At 69.4% G+C, this 19,490-nt stretch carries 15 protein-coding genes and 2 riboswitches; of the genes, 7 read left to right on the top strand and 8 right to left on the bottom strand.

The features are described from left to right. The first annotated feature begins 130 nt into the window (after positions 1 to 130). The 4 genes from BKK81_RS01255 (at position 131) to BKK81_RS01240 (ending at position 5,868) form a co-directional block, all read left to right on the top strand. Entirely contained in the window at positions 131 to 1,279 is a 1,149-nt protein-coding gene (locus BKK81_RS01255) for a branched-chain amino acid ABC transporter substrate-binding protein (protein WP_071010378.1), read from the top strand. 140 nt (positions 1,280 to 1,419) lie between these two features. Next, entirely contained in the window at positions 1,420 to 3,372 is a 1,953-nt protein-coding gene (locus BKK81_RS01250) for a tetratricopeptide repeat protein (RefSeq protein ID WP_071010376.1), read from the top strand. A 145-nt stretch (positions 3,373 to 3,517) separates the two neighbouring features. Then, the gene (locus BKK81_RS01245; protein ID WP_083384175.1) at positions 3,518 to 4,753 is read left to right on the top strand and encodes a cation:proton antiporter; all 1,236 of its coding nucleotides are present in this window, start codon (positions 3,518 to 3,520) and stop codon (positions 4,751 to 4,753) included. Then, positions 4,753 to 5,868 (top strand): YbdK family carboxylate-amine ligase, encoded by a 1,116-nt coding sequence (locus BKK81_RS01240; RefSeq protein WP_071010373.1) that lies wholly within the window; start codon positions 4,753 to 4,755, stop codon positions 5,866 to 5,868. The genes BKK81_RS01245 and BKK81_RS01240 overlap by 1 nt, the downstream gene beginning before the upstream one ends. Before the next feature lie 190 nt (positions 5,869 to 6,058). Here BKK81_RS01240 and BKK81_RS01235 read toward each other — a convergent pair whose 3' ends face one another. The 7 genes from BKK81_RS01235 to BKK81_RS01205 all read right to left on the bottom strand — a co-directional run bounded on the left by BKK81_RS01235 (position 6,059) and on the right by BKK81_RS01205 (position 13,916). Beyond that, on the bottom strand, positions 6,059 to 6,382 hold the full coding sequence (locus BKK81_RS01235) for an EthD family reductase (RefSeq protein ID WP_071010371.1): 324 nt from the start codon (positions 6,380 to 6,382) through the stop codon (positions 6,059 to 6,061). Positions 6,383 to 6,586: 204 nt separating this feature from the next. Continuing rightward, the gene (locus BKK81_RS01230) at positions 6,587 to 7,963 is read right to left on the bottom strand and encodes an L-serine ammonia-lyase (protein WP_071010370.1); all 1,377 of its coding nucleotides are present in this window, start codon (positions 7,961 to 7,963) and stop codon (positions 6,587 to 6,589) included. Positions 7,964 to 8,040: 77 nt separating this feature from the next. Next, the gene (locus BKK81_RS01225; protein ID WP_071010368.1) at positions 8,041 to 8,577 is read right to left on the bottom strand and encodes a DUF421 domain-containing protein; all 537 of its coding nucleotides are present in this window, start codon (positions 8,575 to 8,577) and stop codon (positions 8,041 to 8,043) included. Between the two features lie 63 nt (positions 8,578 to 8,640). Next, positions 8,641 to 11,568: an aminomethyl-transferring glycine dehydrogenase gene (gene gcvP, locus BKK81_RS01220; protein ID WP_071010367.1), complete on the bottom strand. Its 2,928-nt coding sequence runs from the start codon at positions 11,566 to 11,568 to the stop codon at positions 8,641 to 8,643. A 92-nt stretch (positions 11,569 to 11,660) separates the two neighbouring features. Continuing rightward, positions 11,661 to 12,041 (bottom strand): glycine cleavage system protein GcvH, encoded by a 381-nt coding sequence (gene gcvH, locus BKK81_RS01215; protein WP_071010364.1) that lies wholly within the window; start codon positions 12,039 to 12,041, stop codon positions 11,661 to 11,663. Between the two features lie 100 nt (positions 12,042 to 12,141). Continuing rightward, positions 12,142 to 13,269, bottom strand: a complete 1,128-nt coding sequence (gcvT, locus tag BKK81_RS01210) for a glycine cleavage system aminomethyltransferase GcvT (protein ID WP_071010362.1) — start codon at positions 13,267 to 13,269, stop codon at positions 12,142 to 12,144. A gap of 96 nt (positions 13,270 to 13,365) precedes the next feature. Further along, positions 13,366 to 13,503, bottom strand: a riboswitch (glycine riboswitch). A 21-nt stretch (positions 13,504 to 13,524) separates the two neighbouring features. Further along, positions 13,525 to 13,613, bottom strand: a riboswitch (glycine riboswitch). Positions 13,614 to 13,673: 60 nt separating this feature from the next. Further along, positions 13,674 to 13,916 (bottom strand): glycine zipper 2TM domain-containing protein, encoded by a 243-nt coding sequence (locus BKK81_RS01205; protein ID WP_071010360.1) that lies wholly within the window; start codon positions 13,914 to 13,916, stop codon positions 13,674 to 13,676. Positions 13,917 to 14,228: 312 nt separating this feature from the next. Here BKK81_RS01205 and BKK81_RS01200 point away from each other — a divergent pair, with 312 nt between their 5' ends. Next, positions 14,229 to 16,322 carry a UvrD-helicase domain-containing protein gene (locus BKK81_RS01200; RefSeq protein ID WP_071010359.1) on the top strand — a complete coding sequence of 698 codons (2,094 nt, stop codon included), beginning with the start codon at positions 14,229 to 14,231 and terminating at the stop codon, positions 16,320 to 16,322. 306 nt (positions 16,323 to 16,628) lie between these two features. Here BKK81_RS01200 and BKK81_RS01195 read toward each other — a convergent pair whose 3' ends face one another. Then, positions 16,629 to 17,201: a hypothetical protein gene (locus BKK81_RS01195; RefSeq protein ID WP_071010357.1), complete on the bottom strand. Its 573-nt coding sequence runs from the start codon at positions 17,199 to 17,201 to the stop codon at positions 16,629 to 16,631. A 261-nt stretch (positions 17,202 to 17,462) separates the two neighbouring features. Between BKK81_RS01195 and BKK81_RS01190 the strand changes: the two genes are divergently transcribed. Both BKK81_RS01190 and BKK81_RS01185 read left to right on the top strand, forming a co-directional pair. Further along, positions 17,463 to 18,197 (top strand): response regulator, encoded by a 735-nt coding sequence (locus BKK81_RS01190; protein ID WP_156811074.1) that lies wholly within the window; start codon positions 17,463 to 17,465, stop codon positions 18,195 to 18,197. Positions 18,198 to 18,235: 38 nt separating this feature from the next. Further along, positions 18,236 to 19,372, top strand: coding sequence for an ATP-binding protein (locus BKK81_RS01185; protein WP_071015890.1), 1,137 nt, complete (start codon positions 18,236 to 18,238; stop codon positions 19,370 to 19,372). Positions 19,373 to 19,490: the final 118 nt, after the last annotated feature.

Genomic DNA, 19,490 nt, shown 5'->3' with positions numbered 1-19,490 from the left:
CGGACATCGGACCGCGCGGGCAGGCGGCGATCCTGCCTGCCTGCGCAAGAAAGCGAGGCGCCGCAAAGGCGTTCCGCGCATACTGCCGGAAGCGGCATCAATCGGGACCCAAAGGGACCAAGGAGAACTGATGAACTCGACATTGCACAAGACGGCGCTAGCCGTCGCCCTGGCCGCCGCAGGCATGGCCTCCACCACCGCCTTCGCGCAGGCGCAGGAGATCAAGCTGGGCTTCGCCGCGCCGATGACCGGCGGCCAGGCGCAGTATGGCAAGGACATGCAGAACGGCGTGGTGCTCGCCATCGAGGACATGAACGCCACCAAGCCGAAGATCGGCGGCAAGCCGGTCAAGTTCGTGCTGGTCTCCGAGGATGACCAGGCCGACCCCAAGACCGGTTCGGTGGTGGCGCAGAAGCTGGTGGATTCCGGCATCCAGGGCATGCTCGGCCATTTCAACTCGGGCACCACGATCCCGGCCTCCATGGTCTACAACCGCGCCGGCATCCCCCAGATCGCCATGGCGACGGCGCCGGAGTATACGCGCCAGGGCTTCAAGACGACCTTCCGCATGATGACCTCCGACACCCAGCAGGGTTCGGTGATCGGGGCCTTCGTGGTCAAGAAGCTGGGCGCCAAGAACATCGCCATCGTCGACGACCGCACCGCCTATGGCCAGGGCCTGGCGGACGAGTTCGAGAAGGCGGCCAAGGCGGCCGGCGGCAAGGTGGTGCGGCGCGAGTACACCAACGACAAGGCGGTGGACTTCAAGGCCGTGCTGACCAACATCAAGCGTGCCAATCCGGACATCATCTTCTACGGCGGCGCCGAGACGCAGTCCGCGCCGATGGCCAAGCAGATGAAGGAACTGGGCATCAAGTCGCCGATGGTATCGGGCGAGATGTCCAAGACCGACAACTTCCTGAAGCTGGCCGGCACGGCCGCCGAGGGCACGGTGGTGTCGCTGGCCGGCCTGCCGCTGGACGAGATGCCGGGCGGCAAGGCATATGAGCAGAAGTACGAGAAGCGCTTCGGCAGCAAGGTGCAGACCTATTCGCCGTATGCCTACGACGGCGCCACCGCGATGATGACGGCCATGATCAAGGCCGGCTCGGCCGACCCGGCGCGCTACCTGCCGGTACTGGCGGCGACCAATATGCAGGGCGTCACCACCAAGACCCTGGCGTACGACGCGCGCGGCGACCTGAAGGACGGCGGCATCACCGTCTACAAGGTCGTGGGCGGCAAGTGGACCGTGCTGCAGACGGTCGGCGGCAAGTAAGCCAGCGCACGTCTCAAGGGCATAAAACGCCACTCCAGCAGGGGGTGGCGTTTTTTTTCGCCGCTATTGCTCGCGATGCTGGTGCTGCCGTTGGCGCATAATCCGCACTCGCACATTCAGATTGAGCAGAAGGAGTTGTCGTGTCCGTGCAGGAAGTGAGCTACGCGCATGCCGTCGAACTGGCCAACGCGGAGCGCTATGACGAGGCGCTGCAGATCGCCGGCCAGCTAGCGCGCGCGCATCCGGAAGTGGTGGACTACGTGCTGCTGCTGGCGCGGCTGACCTTCGACCGTGGTGACAAGGCGCGCGCCTACGCCATCCTCGACGAGGCGCTGGTGGCGCTGTCGAGCCAGCCATTGCAGCCGGCCCACCGCCTGGCCTCGCGCGGCCTGCTGGTGCTGCGCTACGGCCTGTTGCTGATGAGCGAGGGCCGCTGCCGGGAAGCGCTGCCCTGGCTGCACGAGGCGGCCCGCCGCAACGGCCTCGCCACGGGCGACTGGACCGCGCTGCTGCATGCCGGCCTGGCCCACTTCCGCCTGGGCGAGTTCGCCGAGGCCGGCCGCTTCTGGTATGCGCTGCTGTATCGCGCACCCGATCTCGGCGTGGAGGAGATCCTGCCGCTGTGCGTCGAACACGTCAACGCGGCGGGCGAGCGCGCCGAGCCGATGCTGCGGGTTTGCCTCGGCCGCATCGCGCTGGACAACCCCGGCCTGCTCGGCATGGACGCCGCGGGCGGCGACGCGGTGGCGCTCGACCAGGCCGGCCAGGTGCTGGCGGCAGCGCCGGACCATCCGCAGGCCAGGCGCCTGCGCGCGCCGCTGCGGCATGGCGTCGGCGACATCGCCGGTGCCCTCGACGACCTCGACACCTATCTGCGCCAGCAGCCCGACCCGCAGGCGCAGGTACGCGCGCTGGCGTGGCGCCAGCAGGCCGCCGCCGCTTCGGGCAACGCCGCCGCGGTCAGCGAGCTGTGGCAGCGCTTCGCCTTCGATACCCAGGCCCAGGACGCGGCCGGCTACTACCGCGCGGCCGAGGCGCTGGCCGACCTGATCGCCGAAACGCCCGCGGCCGAGACCGCGCTGCGGCCCCAGCTGGTGCAGGCGCTGCGCCTGGGCCAGCAGCGCTTCGAGCACTATTTCGACGGTGGCGAGGGCAGCGCGGAAGGCCATGGCGGCGACGCCGACCCCCACCTGTACGCCTTGCTGTGCCGCCTGCTGGCGCGCAGCCTGCCGGCCGGCGCGGCTCACGTGGCCGAGCGCATCGAACTGCATCGCAAGGGCATCGCCGCCAGCGAGTTCATCGCGCAGTGGATCGACCTGCTCGACAGCTACGCCGAGGCGGGCGACCACCACAAGGCGGTGGAAGCGGCCGGCGAGGTGCTCAACCGCTACCCGGTCGAGCGCGATCCGGCCAACGTCGGCTGGGTGGTCAGCCGCCTGATGGCGGCCTGGCTGGCCATCGGCGGCGGCGAGGCCACCGAGTCGGCGCGCATCGCGCTGGCTCACATGGATACGCGCCTGGATGGCCTGCCGGTGGAGGCGCGCAGCGAGTCGGCGCATGCCATGGCTCATGCGCGCGCGCATCTGGCAGCCCTGCTGCAGGCTGCCGCCGTCGGCGCCCACGAACACGACCGTGCCGACCTGTGTGCGGAGATCGAAGCGCTGCAGCGCCGTGCGCTGCTGGTCGAGGATGCCTGGCTGTTCAACCGCTTCGGGCTGGTCTGGCGCGGCCTCGGCGACAGCGCGCGGGCGTTCCCGCTGTTCGAGCAGGCCATTGCGCTGGCCGGCGACGATGCACGCGACGCGGCCGGCCCGCGCGTGCAGCGCGCGCTGATCCTGACCGAGCAGCAGCGCCATGCCGAGGCCCTGGCCGACTTCGACGCGGCCTTCGCCGTGCGCGACGACTGGGATGCCGAGGCCTGCCTGGTCGCGGTGCAGGCCGCGCTGGGGATGGAGCGGCGCGAGACTGCGCTGGAGTACTTCGGCAAGGCGCGCGCACGCGGTGCGGCGCAAGGGCGCAGCCGCGGTCTCTACGCCAAGGTCGAGACCGCGCTGCGGGCGACGCGTCCCAAGTGGAAGCTGTGGGGAGTGTGAGCGGCCGCACAGTCGTCGTTGCCCCGGCCTTTTCTGCTGGATGGCTGGTTTTTGGTCGAACTTGGCGGCTGTTGCCGCACTGATGGGGGCGGTGTCGGACAAACTCCGACACGGAATGTCACGGGCTTCCAGTACCATGGCAGCCATGACTGGACTGAGCCAACTGTTTCCCAGCCTGCCGCTAGCCCCCGGCGGGCTGTTCTGGGTAGGGCTGGCGCTGGTGGGCGCGGGCCTGGCCGGCGAGATCTGCCGCGCCTGGCTGCGCCTGCCGCGCATCATCGGCTATGCGGCTGCGGGCCTGGCCGCCGGCACCCTGGGCCGCGGCATCCTCGACGAGAACATGCTGGCCCAGACCCATGTGCTGATCGACATGGCGCTGGCGCTGGCGCTGTTCGAGCTGGGCCACCGCCTTTCCATCACCTGGTTGCGGGCCAACCGCTGGCTGCTCTTCACCAGTGCCTTCGAGAGCCTGCTGACCTGGGGCCTGGTGGCGGCGGTGCTGCAGTGGATGGGCGTGGTGCCGGCGGTGGCGATCCTGGCGGGCGGCATCGCGGTGAGCACCTCGCCCACCATCGTGCTGCAACTCAAGAACGAACTGCGCGCCGAGGGCCAGGTGACCGAGCGCCTGCTGGCCCTGGCCGCGCTCAACAGCATCTATGCGGCCATCATCGTGCAGCTCGCCACCGGCTGGCTGCACTCCGAGTACGGCAACCTGGGCGCCGCGCTGCTGCACCCGCTCTACCTGCTGGTCGGCTCCTGCGCGCTGGCCTGGGGCGTCGGCAAGGCCGGCCACGCCATCTATGCGCGCATGTCGAGTGACGATCACTACAGCTTCCTGGTACTGGTCGGACTGGTGCTGTTCGCGCTGGCGCTGACGCAGGTACTAAAATTGTCCATGCCGCTGACGCTGATGCTGGCCGGCGTGGTGTTCAAGCACCAGGACCGCCAGCCGCATGTGTGGCCGGCGCACTTCGGCAGTGCGGGCAGCCTGCTGATCATCGTCATGGTGGTCTCGCTGGGCCTGCCGCTGACGGCCCACGACTGGGCCGTCGGCGGTGCCGCGGCGGTGGTGCTGGTGGTGCTGCGCCACGCCGCCAAGCTGGCCGGGGTGGTGACGCTGGGCTCCTTCTCCGGGCTGAGCCTCAAGCAATGCATGGCGCTCGGGCTGGCGCTGGGGCCGATGTCCGGGCTGGCCTTCCTGCTGATGAGCGCCGTGGCGCGGCTCTATCCCGACACCGGCGAGCCGTTGGCCGCCATCATCCTGTGCACGCTGGCCATCGAGCAGCTGCTGGCGCCCGCGCTGGCCGCGCTGGGCCTGCGCTTCGCCGGCGAGGTGCGTGGCGGCAACAGTCATGGCCATGGCAATGGAGGGGCGCACTGATGTCACTGGAATCGTTCACGCACTCCGAGGCGCTGACTTTCGGCGTCGAGCTGGAACTGCAGCTCGTCAACCGGCACGACTATGACCTGGCGCCGTTTGCGCCCGACCTGCTGCGTGCGCTCAAGGGCGCCCGCCACGAGGGCGACATCAAGCCAGAGATCAGCCCGTCGATGATCGAGATCAGCACCGGCATCTGCCACAGCTACGCGCAGGCGCTGGATGAACTCGGCACCATGCGCGACCTGATGGTCGAGGCCTCGCACGCGCTCAACCTGGGCATCTGCGGCGGCGGCACCCACCCTTTCCAGCAGTGGTCCGAACGCACCATCTCCGACTCGCCGCGCTACCGCTACATCTCCGAGCTGTACGGCTATCTCGCCAAGCAGTTCACGGTATTCGGCCAGCATGTGCACATCGGCTGCCCGAGCGCCGACGAGTCGCTCTACCTGCTGCATGCGATCGGCCGCTACGTGCCGCACTTCATCGCGCTGGCGGCATCCTCGCCCTATGTGCAGGGCGTCGACACCGGCTTCGCCTCGGCGCGCCTGAACTCGGTCTCCGCGTTCCCGATGAGCGGGCGCGCGCCCTTCGTGCTGACCTGGGACGCCTTCACCGCCTACTTCAACAAGATGCACGCCACCGGCGTGATCGAGAGCATGAAGGACTTCTATTGGGACATCCGGCCCAAGCCGGAATTCGGCACCATCGAAGTCCGCGTGATGGACACGCCGCTGACGGTGCGGCAGGCCTGCGACATCGCCGCCTACATCCAGGCGCTGGCGCGCTACCTGCTGCTGGCGCGCCCTTTCATGCCGCAGGAGGACGACTACCTGGTCTACACCTTCAACCGTTTCCAGGCCTGCCGCTTCGGCCTGGAGGGCGAGTATGTGCATCCCAACGAGCTGACGCGGGTGCCGATCGCCGATCACATCCTGTCGATCTGCGATGCGCTGGTGCCGCATGCCGAGGCGCTCGGCTCGCTCGAGGCCCTGGCCAATATCCGCGCGCTGGCGGCAAGCCGCAGCGGCGACCAGCGCTGGCTGCGCCGGACCTATGCGGAATCGCGCAGCCTGCGCGACACGGTGCGGCAGAGCTGCGACAGCTGGGCCTCCTGAGTTTCCCGGGGCTGCTGCGTCCCTGACGCCTGCCGCGCCGGACCACGCGCCCGGTCGCGCAGAGGCGGCCGGGCGAAGGACACGTTCAGATTGACGGTCGGCGCGAACTCGCCGCGCGCCAGCGTGGCGGCCAGTGCGGGGCCATTTCAGGCCGCACGGGAGGTGGCGCCGGCCGGCGGCGCGTCCCGGCTCAGCGCGGCAGCAGCACCTCGCTGAGCTGGATCAATGGCCTGGCGTCGGTGTAGTTGGGGATGTCGCCCTGCAGCTCGGCCGCGTGCGGCCCGAAGGCGGCGGCAAAGGCGTTGGCATCGTCGAACAGGAAGTGGCCCATGGCCACGTAGGCCGGTGCCGAGCCCGGGGCGGCGCCACCCAGGCCGCGTTCGATGGCGTAGCCGCGGTAGCCTGGCGCGCTGCGGAACAGCTCGTCGGCGCGCGCCATGTGGCGCGACTGGTAGTAGTCGAAATCGAACCTGCCGCCTTCCTGGTACGGATAGAGAATGCTGACTTTGATCATGGGGTGATCCCGTTCGTTGTCGCAAGAGAGGCCGCGCCGGGCGCGTGCTGCACCTGCCCGCCGCGGCGCGGCGAAGGCGGGCAGGACGCCAGCCTAGCAAAAAGTGCAGACTCGTGCTTTCCGTCCGCTTCGCCCTGTCCGCCCGCCTGGCCTGCTTCCGCCGCGCCCGCCGCCCATCGCTCCGGCGCGCCGGCGCGCCGGCGCTCAGCACTCGACGATGTTCACGGCCAGGCCGCCGCGTGCCGTCTCCTTGTACTTGGTCTTCATGTCGGCGCCGGTCTCGCGCATGGTCTTGATCACCGAGTCGAGCGACACATAGTGCATGCCGTCGCCGCGCAGGGCCATGCGGGCGGCATTCACCGCCTTGACCGCGGCCATCGCGTTGCGCTCGATGCAGGGGATCTGCACCAGGCCGCCGACCGGATCGCAGGTCAGGCCGAGATTGTGCTCCATGCCGATCTCGGCGGCATTCTCCACCTGGGCCGGACTGCCCCCCAGCACCGCGGCGAGCGCGCCGGCCGCCATCGAACAGGCCACGCCGACCTCGCCCTGGCAGCCCACCTCGGCGCCGGAGATGGAGGCGTTGAGCTTGTAGAGCAGGCCGATGGCGCCGGCGGTGAGCAGGAAATCCACCACGCCTTGTGCGCTGGCTCCCGGCACGAAGCGGTCGTAGTAGTGCAGCACGGCAGGGATGATGCCGGCGGCGCCATTGGTCGGCGCGGTCACCACGCGGCCGCCGGCGGCGTTCTCCTCGTTGACGGCGATGGCGTAGAGGTTGACCCAGTCCAGCGCGGAGAGGGGATCCGACAAGGCGCGCTCGGCGCGTTCGGTCAGGTGGCGGAACAGTTCAGGGGCGCGCCGGCGCACCTGGAAGGGGCCGGGCAGCAGGCCGTCGGTGCGGCAGCCGCGCGCGACGCAGGCCTGCATCACGTCCCAGATATGCAGCAGGCCGGCGCGAACCTCGGCTTCGCCATGCCAGACCAGTTCGTTCTCCAGCATCAGCTGCGCGATGGACTTGCCGCTGGCGGCGGCCATCTCCAGCATGGTGCGCCCGCTGCGGAACGGATGGGGCAGCTGGCGCTCGGCCTCCAGCACCTGCGTATTGGGCGCGCCGGCGGTGACCACGAAGCCGCCGCCGACCGACAGGTAGCGCGCCTCGCGCAGCGTGGCCCCGGCCGCGTCGAAGGCATGGAACTTCATGCCGTTGGGGTGTTCCGCCATGGCCTCGCGGCGGTAGAACGCGATGTGTTCCTTCTCGACGAAGGGCACCTCGTGCCGGCCCAGCAGCGCCAGGCGGCCGCCGGCGCGCAGCGCGGCCAGCCGTGCGGCGATGCCGTCGGGATCGACGGTGTCGGGGCTTTCGCCCATCAGGCCGAGGATGACGCCGCGGTCGGTGCCGTGTCCCTTGCCGGTGGCGCCGAGCGAGCCGTACAGCTCGACGCGCACCGTGGCCACGCGCGACAGCAGCCCGTCGCGCTCCAGGCCATGGACGAACAGGCCGGCCGCGCGCATGGGGCCGACCGTGTGCGAACTCGAGGGGCCGATGCCGACCTTGAACAGGTCGAAGACGCTGACAGCCACGATAGTCTCCTTCTCGATGGCCTGGCGGATCGCCGGATGGCGGTCAGCCGTGGTGGTGGGTGAGGGCCCTGTCCGCCTCAGACCGTGTCGTCGTCCGCCGCGCCCTGGTGCCACAGCGAGCCGGCGGCCTCGCGCGGCGTCGCCGGCGCTTCCCGGTGCACCAGCACGCTGATGCTGCCGTCGGTTTCCAGGATGGCCACGTGCACGTCGCCGAGGCGCTCGCAGCCGGCGCGGCGCAGCGCCTTGTGCAGGTCGTCGCGGGTGATGCGCTCGCGCTGCATGAGTTCATGGTAGACCCGCCCGTCGTGGACGAGTACCTCGGGCCGGCCCTCGGCCACCCGCTCGAAGCGGCGGCTGCGCGCCGTCAGCGTGGCCAGCAGCAGGTTGGCCGCAACCAGCGTGACGGCCAGGATCAGCCCCGCCGTGACCGAGTTGTCGCCGGCGTTCATGGCGTTCTGCACCGCGTTGGACAGCACCAGCAGGAGTACCAGGTCGAAGGGCGTGAGCTGCCCGATCTGGCGCTTGCCGGTCACGCGCAGCAGTACCAGCACGCTGCCGTAGACGATCAGCCCGCGCAGCACGAACTCCCACCAGGGAGCACTCAGGTTCCACATCGCGACTCCTGACTCCGGATTCCTGCGTGGGGCCGGGCCGGAGCCGGCTCCGGCCCCGGTCGTTCAGTCCTGCGCGTACTCGCCGATGGGTACGCAGCTGCAGAACAGGTTGCGGTCGCCGTACACGTTGTCGGCACGGCCGACCGGCGGCCAGTACTTCTGCGTGCGCAGCGACGCCAGCGGGTAGGCCGCTTCCTCGCGCGTGTACCGGTGGGGCCAGGCATCGGCAGTCACCACCGCGGCGGTGTGCGGGGCGTGCTTGAGCGGGTTGTCCTCGCGGTCGAAGCTGCCGTCTTCCACGCGCGCGATCTCCTTGCGGATGGCGATCATCGCGTCGATGAAGCGGTCCAGCTCGTGCAGCGCTTCGCTTTCGGTCGGCTCGATCATCAGCGTGCCCGGCACCGGGAAGCTCATCGTCGGCGCGTGGAAGCCGTAGTCCATCAGGCGCTTGGCCACGTCCTCGTTGCTGATGCCGGTAACTTTCTGCAGCGGACGCAGGTCCAGGATGCACTCGTGCGCCACCAGGCCGTGCTGGCCCGTGTACAGCACCGGGTAGTGGGGCGACAGGCGCTTGGCGACGTAGTTGGCGGCGAGGATGGCATTCTCGGTGGCGGCGGTCAGGCCGGCCGAGCCCATCATGGCGACGTACATCCACGAGATCGGCAGGATGCTGGCCGAGCCGAATGGCGCGGCGGACACGCCGCCGATGCCGTTGTCGTCGCGGCGGTAGCCCACGCTGTCCTGGTTGGGCAGGAAGTCCGCCAGGTGCGCGCCGACCGCCACCGGGCCCACGCCAGGGCCGCCGCCGCCGTGCGGGATGCAGAAGGTCTTGTGCAGGTTCAGGTGCGAGACGTCGCCGCCGAACTGTCCAGGCGCGGCAGTACCGACCATGGCGTTCATGTTGGCGCCGTCCACGTAGACCTGGCCGCCGTGGCGGTGCACGATCTCGCAGATCTGCTGCACGCCCTGCTCGAACACGCCGTGCGTGGACGGGTAGGTGATCATGATGGCCGCCAGGTTGCTGCTGTGCTGCTCGGCCTTCTTCGCCAGGTCGTCCAGGTCGACGTTGCCGTTCTCGTCGCAGGCCACCACCACCACCTTCATGCCGGCCATCTGCGCCGACGCCGGGTTGGTGCCGTGCGCCGAGGACGGGATCAGGCAGATGTCGCGGTGGCTCTCGCCGCGGCTGGCATGGTAGGCGTGGATGATCAGCAGGCCGGCGTACTCGCCCTGCGAGCCGGCGTTCGGCTGCAGGCTGACGGCGGCATAGCCGGTGGCGGCGCACAGCATCGCCTCGAGCTGGTCGATCATCTCGCGGTAACCGACGGTCTGGTCCAGCGGCGCGAACGGGTGGATACGGCTGAACTCGGGCCACGTCACCGGGATCATCTCGCTGGTGGCGTTCAGCTTCATCGTGCACGAGCCCAGCGGGATCATGGTGCGGTCGAGCGCGAGGTCCTTGTCGGCCAGCATGCGCAGGTAGCGCAGCATCTCGTGCTCGGCGTGGTGCGTGTTGAACACCGGGTGCGTCAGGTAGGCGCTCTGGCGGGCCAGGCCGTCGGGGAAGGCGTCCTGCGCCGCGGCCTCGATGGCATCGAAGGCGAGCGAGGCCGGCAGGGGCTTGCCATGCGAGAAGATCTCCCACAGCGCGATGACGTCCTCGCGCGTGGCGGTCTCGTCGAGCGATACGCCGACGCGGGTGGCGCCGGCATGGCGCAGGTTGATGCCGCGCGCGCTGGCGGCGGCATGGATGGCCTCGGTGTTGAAGCCGGTCTCGAGCGTCAGTGTGTCGAAGAAGGTGGCATTGGCGCGCGCGAAGCCAAGTGCTTCCAGGCCGGCGGCCAGCGTCGCCGTCAGGCGGTGCACGCGCTGCGCGATGCGCTTGAGGCCGGCCGGGCCGTGGTAGACCGCGTACATCGAGGCCATCACCGCCAGCAGTACCTGCGCGGTGCAGATGTTCGAAGTGGCTTTCTCGCGGCGGATGTGCTGCTCGCGCGTCTGCAGGGCCAGGCGGTAGGCCTTGTTGCCTTGCGCGTCGACGGTCACGCCGACCAGGCGGCCCGGCATCGAGCGCTTGAACGCGTCCTTGACCGCCATGTAGCCGGCGTGCGGGCCGCCGAAGCCGAGCGGCACGCCGAAACGCTGCGAGTTGCCCACGGCGACGTCGGCACCCCATTCGCCGGGCGCGGCCAGCAGGGTCAGCGCGAGCAGGTCGGCGGCGGCCACCACCAGGCCGCCGGCGGCATGCACGGCGTCGGCGATGGCGCGGTAGTCATTGACGTCGCCGTTGACGCCGGGATATTGCAGCAGCACGCCGAAGGCATGCGCACCCGCGGCCTCGGCGGCGGGCCCGACCTTGACCTCGATGCCGAGCGGCTTGGCGCGCGTGCGTACCACTTCCAGCGTCTGCGGCAGCACGTCGTCGGCGACGTAGAAGGTCTGCGAGGCATGCTTGTTGACGCGCTGCAGCAGCGTCATCGCCTCGGCGGCGGCGGTGCCCTCGTCCAGCATCGAGGCATTGGCGATGTCGAGGCCGGTCAGGTCGGTGACCATCTGCTGGAAGTTCAGCATCGCTTCCAGGCGGCCCTGCGAGATCTCGGGCTGGTAGGGCGTGTAAGCGGTGTACCAGGCCGGGTTCTCGAAGATATTGCGCAACACCACGGCGGGTGTATGCGTGTCGTAGTAGCCCTGGCCGATGAAGCTCTTGAACACCTTGTTCTTGCCGGCGAGGGCGCGCAGCCTGGCCAGCGCGGCTTCCTCGCTGAGCGGCTCGGCGAACTCGCCCAGCGGCAGCGGGTCGCGGCGGCGGATGGCGGCGGGGATCACGGCGTCGATCAGCGCGGCGCGGCTGTCGTAGCCGAGCACCTTCAGCATGTGCTGTTGTTCGGCGGCGTCGGGGCCGATGTGGCGTCCGGCGAAGGCGTCGCGCGCCTCCAGTTCGGCCAGCGTGGGACGGGCGTGGGCGGCGTTCATGGGCAGCGGGGCATTCATGGCAGGGGTCTCGTCAGGCGCGGCGCCGGTGGTCGGCCGGCCGCCGCGCGGTCGTTCGGTCTCGGCGGCCCCGTCGCCAGGGCCGCGCGGCGTCAGGCGCCGACGCTGGCCTTGTAGGCGTCGGCCGACATCAGGCCGTTGACGTCGTCGGCGTTGGCCGGCTTCAGCTTGAACAGCCAGGCCTCGAAGGCGTTGGCGTTGACGCTCTCCGGCTCGGCGCTGGCGGCGTCGTTGATGGCGATGACCTCGCCGGCCACCGGCGCGTAGATGTCGGAGGCGGCCTTGACCGACTCGACCACGGCCAGCGCGTCGCCGGCGCCGACGCTGCGGCCCACTTCGGGCAGCTCGAGGAAGACGATGTCGCCCAGCGCGTCCTGCGCATGGTCCGTGATGCCGATGGTCAGCGTGCCGTCGGCTTCGACGCGCACCCACTCATGCGACTCGGTGTACTTGAGTTCGGGGGGGAAGTTCATGTGGATTCTCCGGATTCGGTTGGTTCGTCTGTTCTGGGCGCGCCCGCGCGCGGGCGCGCCATGACCGTTGGCTCTTGACCTTGTTTGACCGTTGCGAGCGTCAGCTCACGAGTGCCTTGCCATTGCGCACAAACGGCAGTTTAACCACAGTCGCCGCCAGCTTGCGGCCGCGGATCTCCACTTCGACGCTGTCGCCGGGTTGCGCGCCCAGCGGCAGGCGGGCGAAGGCGATCGAAAGGGACAGGGTCGGGCTGAAGGTGCCGCTGGTGGTCTCGCCGTTGCCGGCGGGCGTGACGACGGTCTGGTGGGCGCGCAGCACGCCGCCCTTGTCGCGCAGGACCAGGCCGGCGAAGGCGGCCTTCTGGCCGTCGGCCAGCAGGGCGGCCTTGCCGGTGAAGTCGCGTTCGCTCTGCAGGTCGACGGTCCAGGCCAGGCCCGCATCCAGCGGCGAAGTGTGGATATCCATGTCCTGTCCATACAGGTTCATGCCCGCTTCCAGGCGCAGCGTGTCGCGCGCGCCCAGGCCGGCCGGGCGCACGCCGGCGGCATCCAGCTTTTCCCACACCGCGGCGACGTTGTCGGCCGGCACCACCAGCTCGAAGCCGTCCTCGCCGGTGTAGCCGGTGCGTGCGACCATGATTTCGCCGATGGCCGGGTCCTGCACCACGAGGGCGTTGAAGGGCTTGAGCGCTTCGCTCGGCTGGGTGCTGGGGAAGGCGCCCCATACCTTGGCGCGCGCGTTCGGGCCCTGCACCGCGACGATGGCCAGCGGCGCCACGCCCGCGGGGGCGTTGTCGGCGCGCCGCGGCGTGATCGCGACTCCGCTGCCGGTGGCGGCATTACGGGCGCGGATCCATTCGATATCGGTGGGTGCGGTGCTGGCGTTGACCACCAGGCGGAAGCGGTCTTCGGCGAAGAAGTAGACGATCAGGTCGTCGATGACGTGGCCCTTGTCGTCGAGCATGCAGGAGTAGAGCGCCTTGCCCGGCGTCTGCAGCTTGTCCACGTTGTTGGCCAGCAGGCCGCGCAGGAAGGCGCGCACGTGGGGACCGGCGAGGTCGACCACGCACATGTGGGAGACGTCGAACATGCCGGCGTCGCTGCGCACGGCGTGGTGTTCCTCGATCTGGGAGCCGTAGTTGACCGGCATGTCCCAGCCGCCGAAGTCGACCATGCGGGCGCCGAGGGCGCGGTGGATGGCATTGAGGGGCGTGGCCTGGAGCGTCATGGGTTCCTCGGGGACGGATCTCTGCGGTTGCGAAAACGAAAAAAGGGTCATCCGCCGCATGGCTCGCGCGCGTCGCGCTGCGAATCCGCTGCGGCGGATGACCCCTCTGTCCTCGATACCTGAGAGATTACAGGGTGGCTCCTGGCGGAACCGGCCCCTGCGCGCCCCTTCGGTGGACACGCTCACCGTCATTCATGCGAACGATGGCGGGTGTCGCTCTCCAGAGTACGGCGTGCATCGTGTGCATATTGCCCGCCGATCCGACCAGTCCATGGTGCCTGAGAGTTTTCGGGTGATACCCCTTCGGCGGCGCGATGCCTCGCGCGCTCTCCCGGCCGGATGCGCGCAATGTACGGGACGCCCCCCGCTTTGTCAACGCGCCCCGGGCCGGCGGGGCAGGGTGCTCACCGGCCCCTGCGGTTCGGGGTGGTGACGTTGCCGATGACACCGCCCACGGCCGCGCCGCCGACGGTGCCCAGCGCATCGCCGCCAGTCAGCACTGCACCCCCGACCGCGCCGATACCGGCGCCGATGGCGGTGTTGCGCTGCTTGGGCGACATGTCCGCGCAGCCGGCGAACGCCACCAGCGTGGCGCTGATCAGGATGGCCTTGGCCAGGGCCGGACGTGCTCGCTTCTGTGTTCGCATAGGACAGCTCCCTTGTGATGATGAGGCCACACCTGGTTGAAGCAGTGTTGGAGCAGCCGTCATACAAGCTCTCTATCCTTCTTAGAGACCGCCATCCGGGACGCGATCCCGGCCATTACTTTTCATTACAGAGCATTACGGCGCGTTACATGACGGCCGGGGACAAAGGCCTCGTCGAGCAGCCTGGCCCGGCGGCGGCGCGTGTTAACATCCTCCGCTCGCACGGTGCCGAGGCGCGCCGGATCCTGCACACGCCGCACCGCATCCGCGGCCCGGCCGTTCCCGTCACACTTCCACGCTGTCTTCCCGCGCATGACCCACGGACTCAATCCCGCCCAATCCGAAGCTGTCCGCTATCTCGATGGTCCCTGCCTGGTACTGGCCGGCGCCGGCTCGGGCAAGACCAGGGTGATCACGCAGAAGATCGCCCACCTGATCGAGGACAAGGGCTTCGAGCCCCGCCACATCGCCGCCGTCACCTTCACCAACAAGGCGGCGAAGGAGATGCAGGAGCGCATCGGCAAGCTGATGGAAGGCAAGACCACGCGCGAAGGCAAGCGTCTGCCGCTCAAGCAGCTGACGGTCTGTACCTTCCACTCGCTCGGCGTGCAGATCCTGCGCGCCGAGGCCGAGCACGTGGGCCTGAAGCCGCAGTTCTCGATCATGGACTCGGACGATTGCTTCGGGCTGGTGCAGGAACAGCTCGGCACCACCGACAAGAAGCTGATCCGCAGCGTGCAGGGCACGATCTCGCTGTGGAAGAACGGCATGGTCGATCCCGAAGCGGCCATCGCGCAGGCCGCCGATGCCGACCAGCACCAGGCCGCACTGGTCTACCGCAACTACGTGGCCACGCTGCATGCCTACCAGGCGGTGGATTTCGACGACCTGATCCGCCTGCCGGCCGAACTGTTCGCGCGCGACGAGACGGTGCGCCTGAAGTGGCAGAACCGCCTGCGCTACTTCCTGGTCGACGAGTACCAGGACACCAATGCCTGCCAGTACCAGCTGCTCAAGCTGCTGGCGGGTGGCTCGCACCTGCGCGCGCCGGCCTTCACCGCGGTCGGCGACGATGACCAGGCCATCTACGGCTGGCGCGGCGCCACGCTCGACAACCTGCGCCTGCTGCAGACCGATTTCCCCGACCTGAAAGTGATCAAGCTGGAGCAGAACTACCGCTCCACGGTGCGCATCCTCGAAGCGGCCAACGCCGTCATCGCCAACAATCCGAAGCTGTTCGACAAGAAGTTGTGGAGCGAGCACGGCATGGGCGACCCGGTCGCCATCAACCCGATGAACGACGAGGAGCATGAGGCGGAGTCCGTGGTGTTCCGCCTGTCGGCCCACAAGTTCGAGCGCCGCGCGCAGTTCCGCGACTATGCCATCCTGTACCGCGGCAATCACCAGGCACGCCTGTTCGAGCAGATCCTGCGCCGCGAACGCATTCCCTATGTGCTGTCGGGCGGGCAGAGCTTCTTCGACAAGGCGGAAATCAAGGACATCTGCGCCTACCTGCGCCTGATCGCCAATCCGGACGACGACCCTGCTTTCATCCGCGCCATCACCACGCCGCGGCGCGGCGTCGGCAATACCACATTGGAGGTGCTGGGCACCTTCGCCGGCCAGGCCAAGGTCTCGCTGTTCGAGGCGGCCATGATGGGCGGCATCGAAGGCAAGCTGCAGCCGCGCCAGCTGGAGCCGCTGCGCGTGTTCTGCGAGTCGATGGTGCGGCTGGCCGCGCGCGCCGCCAAAGACCCGGCCACGCAGGTGCTCGACGACCTGATGGAAGGCATCCACTACGAGGCCTACCTCTACGACACCTTCGACGAGCGCCAGGCACAGTCCAGGTGGACCACCACGCTGGAATTCCTCGATTGGCTCAAGCGCAAGGGCACCAAGCCCGAGGGTGGCGACGGCACGGGCGAGGCCACTGGCTACGACACCGCCGACGGCTTCGGCGACGAGGGCAGGAACCTGCTCGAGCTGACACAGACGGTGGCGCTGATGAGCATGCTCGAGGGCCGCGAAGAAGATCCCGACGCGGTGCGGCTGTCGACGTTGCATGCCTCCAAGGGCCTGGAGTACCCGCATGTGTTCCTGGTCGGCGTGGAGGAGGGCATCCTGCCCCATTGCCGCGAGGACGAGGACATGAGCGACGAGAAGGTCGAGGAAGAGCGCCGCCTGATGTACGTCGGCATCACGCGTGCCCAGCGCAGCCTGCACATCAGCTGGTGCAAGAAGCGCAAGCGCGCGCGTGACACCTATTCCTGCCAGCCGTCGCGCTTCATCGGTGAAATGAAGCTGGAAGAGGCGCCGGCGCCCAAGGACACGGCCCCGGCCATGAGCCCCAAGGACCGCCTGGCCGGACTCAAGGCGCTGCTCGGTAACGGAAAGGCCGGGGTCTGATACAAAGTCGATACATAGGGATACGAGATAGACAAGACCGGCCCCGGCGCGCCGACTAGGATCACCCCCGTCCGCGGCCTTGTGCTGCGGGTACCGTGCGGGGCTTAACCCTTCTGTCCTGCGCGGTCGGGCATGCGTGCCCGGTTCTTCCCTGTTTGACGCCCCCGGCCCAAAGCGCGGGGGCGTTCTTTTATCCACATTCCGGTCACCGCCGATCGCTGCACGCCGCGGCGCCACGCATGCAGCAGCCAGGTCGGCAGGGTGCAGCGAGGCGTGGCACGCGCGCCGCGATACTCCCGGCAGCGCTCAGTGCGGCGGCCCGTCGAAGCCGGGGCCCGCCTGGTCCCTGCCTTCCGGCCCGCCGGGACGGCCCATCTCCAGCTCGTGCATGGCATGCATCGGCGGCATCAGGCCCAGCCAGTGCGCCACCTGGGGCATCGCGCGCAAGCGGCGCCGCTGGGACGCATCGAGGCTCTCATCCAGCGCCAGCCAGCGTTCATCGACCGCGCGGCGGTCCTTCTCCAGCGCATCGTGCAGCCGCTCCATCGCCTGGACGCGCGGGCGCAGCGGTGCGCTGCCGTCGCGCATGCCCTCGGGGTCGCCGCTTTCACGCAGGAAGCGCGCGCGCAGCTCCAGCGCATGGGCGTGTGCTTCACGAGTGGTGGACTCGGCGGCCTGCCACAGCGCGTTCTGCGCGGCATTCAGGCCGAGTGCCTCGCGCGGTGCAAGGTTCGGCCCGGGCCGTGCGGGTGGATCGGACGAGGCGTTCTGCAGCGCATGGGCCGGCAAGGCCAGCGAGCAGGCGCCGCCGAGCACGGCAAGGCTGAGGAGGAAGCGGACGCGGCGCAGCGCGTCCCGAAGGCGGGTCGGGCGTGTCATGGTTTGGCTCCGTGAACAACGAAGGATGTCGGCCCCGGATGGCAGGGTCGCGAACAAGCGGCGCATGGCCGACTTTTTCGATGGTATGCCCCGATTTCGTGCCCAGCTTGAGCACTTGGTCACGCCGCCGACGCTTGCTTGTACAGACAGGTTCGGCCCTGGCTTTCGTCTGTATCGGTGTGGATACAAAGCGGCCAAAGCCAGAGTATGCTGTGCTGCTACAGTGAGCGCTGCGGCGGATGCCGCCTTGCCGACATGAGAATGGAATCCACCGCTACCGCCTCCGCTCCGCTGCAACTACTTGTCGTCGACGACGATACCCAGATCCGCACCATGCTGGCCGACTACCTGTCGACCTTCGGCATGGCGGCCGACGGTGCCGAGGGCGGTGCCGCCATGCGCGCCGCGATGGCCGGCAAGACCTATGACCTGGTCATTCTCGACCTGTCGCTGCCGGGCGAGAACGGCCTGGCGCTGTGCCGCGAGATCCGCGAGCAGAGCGACACGCCGGTGATCATGCTGACGGCGCGCGCCGAACTGGCGGACCGCGTGGTCGGCCTGGAGGTCGGCGCGGACGACTACGTCACCAAGCCCTTCGAGATGCGCGAGCTGGTGGCGCGCATCCACACCGTGCTGCGCCGCAGCCAGGGCGGGCAGCGCCGTCCGGCCGCCGCCGCCGGGCACGAACTGCGCTTCGGCGCCTGGCGGCTCAACACCACGCTGCGCCAGCTGGTCGACGGCGAGGATACGGTGGTGCCGCTGTCCAATGCCGAATTCCGCCTGCTGCTGACCTTCATCGAACATCCGCACCGCGTGCTCGACCGCGAGCTGCTGATCAACCAGGCGCGCGGCCGCGACCTGGACGTGTTCGACCGCAGCATCGACCTGCTGGTGTCGCGCCTGCGCCAGAAGCTGCGCGACGATCCGCGCGATCCGGTGCTGATCCGCACCGTGCGCGGCGAGGGCTACGTCTTCACCGCCAACGTGGAAAGCTGAACGTGCGTCTTCGCGGTCCGCTGGCGCGCTACGACACCATGTTCGTGCGCCTGTTCCTGGTGATGGCCACCATCATGCTGGCCGTGCACCTGCTCGGCATCACGGTCATCGAGAGCATTTTCCCGCGCCCCGGCCTGGAGCGCCACGACACCACCGCCGCCGGCGCGCGCCACGCCACCCCCGGCCAGCCCTCCGGCGCGATGCCGCCGGGCCCGCCGGGGCTGGAGGCAGGGCGCATGCCACCGCCGCCGCCCGATGATCTGTTCGCCGCCGACCTGCCGCCACCGCCGATGCCACCCCACGGGCCGCCGCGGCGGCTGCACGGCTGGTGGCCGCCGCGCCCGGGCCTGCTGCTGCAGCTTGCCGCCATCGTCGCCGCCTCCTGGGTGGGTGCCCGCCTGCTGGCGCGGCCGATCCAGCAGTTGGCCAGCGGCGCGGGCCGCCTGGCGCAGGACGTCAATGCACCGCAGCTCGACGAGGATACCGGCCCGGTCGAGGCGCGCGCCGCAGCGGTGGCGTTCAACCACATGCAGCAGCGCATCCGCACGCAGATGGGGCAGCAGTCGCGCTTCCTCGCCGCCGTATCGCACGACCTGCGCACGCCGCTGACGCGCATGAGCCTGCGCATCGAGCGCGTCGACGACCGCGACGTGCGCTACCGCCTGCGCCAGGACCTGGCCGAGATGAACGGCCTGATCGACTCCACCCTGTACTACCTGCGCGACCGCGACAGCGGCGAGCCGCGCCAGCGGGTCGACATCCTGGCCCTGCTGCACGCCATCGTCGACGACGCCGCCGAACTCGGCCAGGACGTCACGCTGGACGGCCAGGCGGCGCCGCTGCTGGCCTATCCGGCCGAACTGCGCCGCGCCGTGGTCAATCTGATCGAGAATGCGCACCGCTATGGCGGCGCCGCGCAGATCCGCCTGACCGACGCGCCCGAGCGCGTGGTGATCGACGTCTGCGACGACGGCCCCGGCATTCCGCACGAGGAGTTGCCGCGTGTACTGGAGCCGTTCTACCGTGTGGAGTCCTCGCGCAGCCGCGCCACCGGCGGTGTCGGCATGGGCCTGTCGATCGCGGCCGACATCGTGGCGCGCCACGGCGGCGAGCTGAGCCTGGCCAACCGCCCCGAAGGCGGTTTGCGCGTGCGCATGGTGCTGCCGCGCGTCTGACGCGGGCTGAGGTGTGTTTGAGGTGCCTCCGAGTGCGCCTGTGCTCTCGGGAACGCCGGAAGGCCTGGCGCCAGGGGCGTCGAAGGCGGCACGCGACGCCAGCGTGGCAGTCGACACC

Origin of the sequence: Cupriavidus sp. USMAHM13, from assembly GCF_001854285.1 — a bacterium.
GTDB classification, from domain to species: domain Bacteria; phylum Pseudomonadota; class Gammaproteobacteria; order Burkholderiales; family Burkholderiaceae; genus Cupriavidus; species Cupriavidus malaysiensis.
This window is presented reverse-complemented; position numbering and strand designations above follow the sequence as displayed.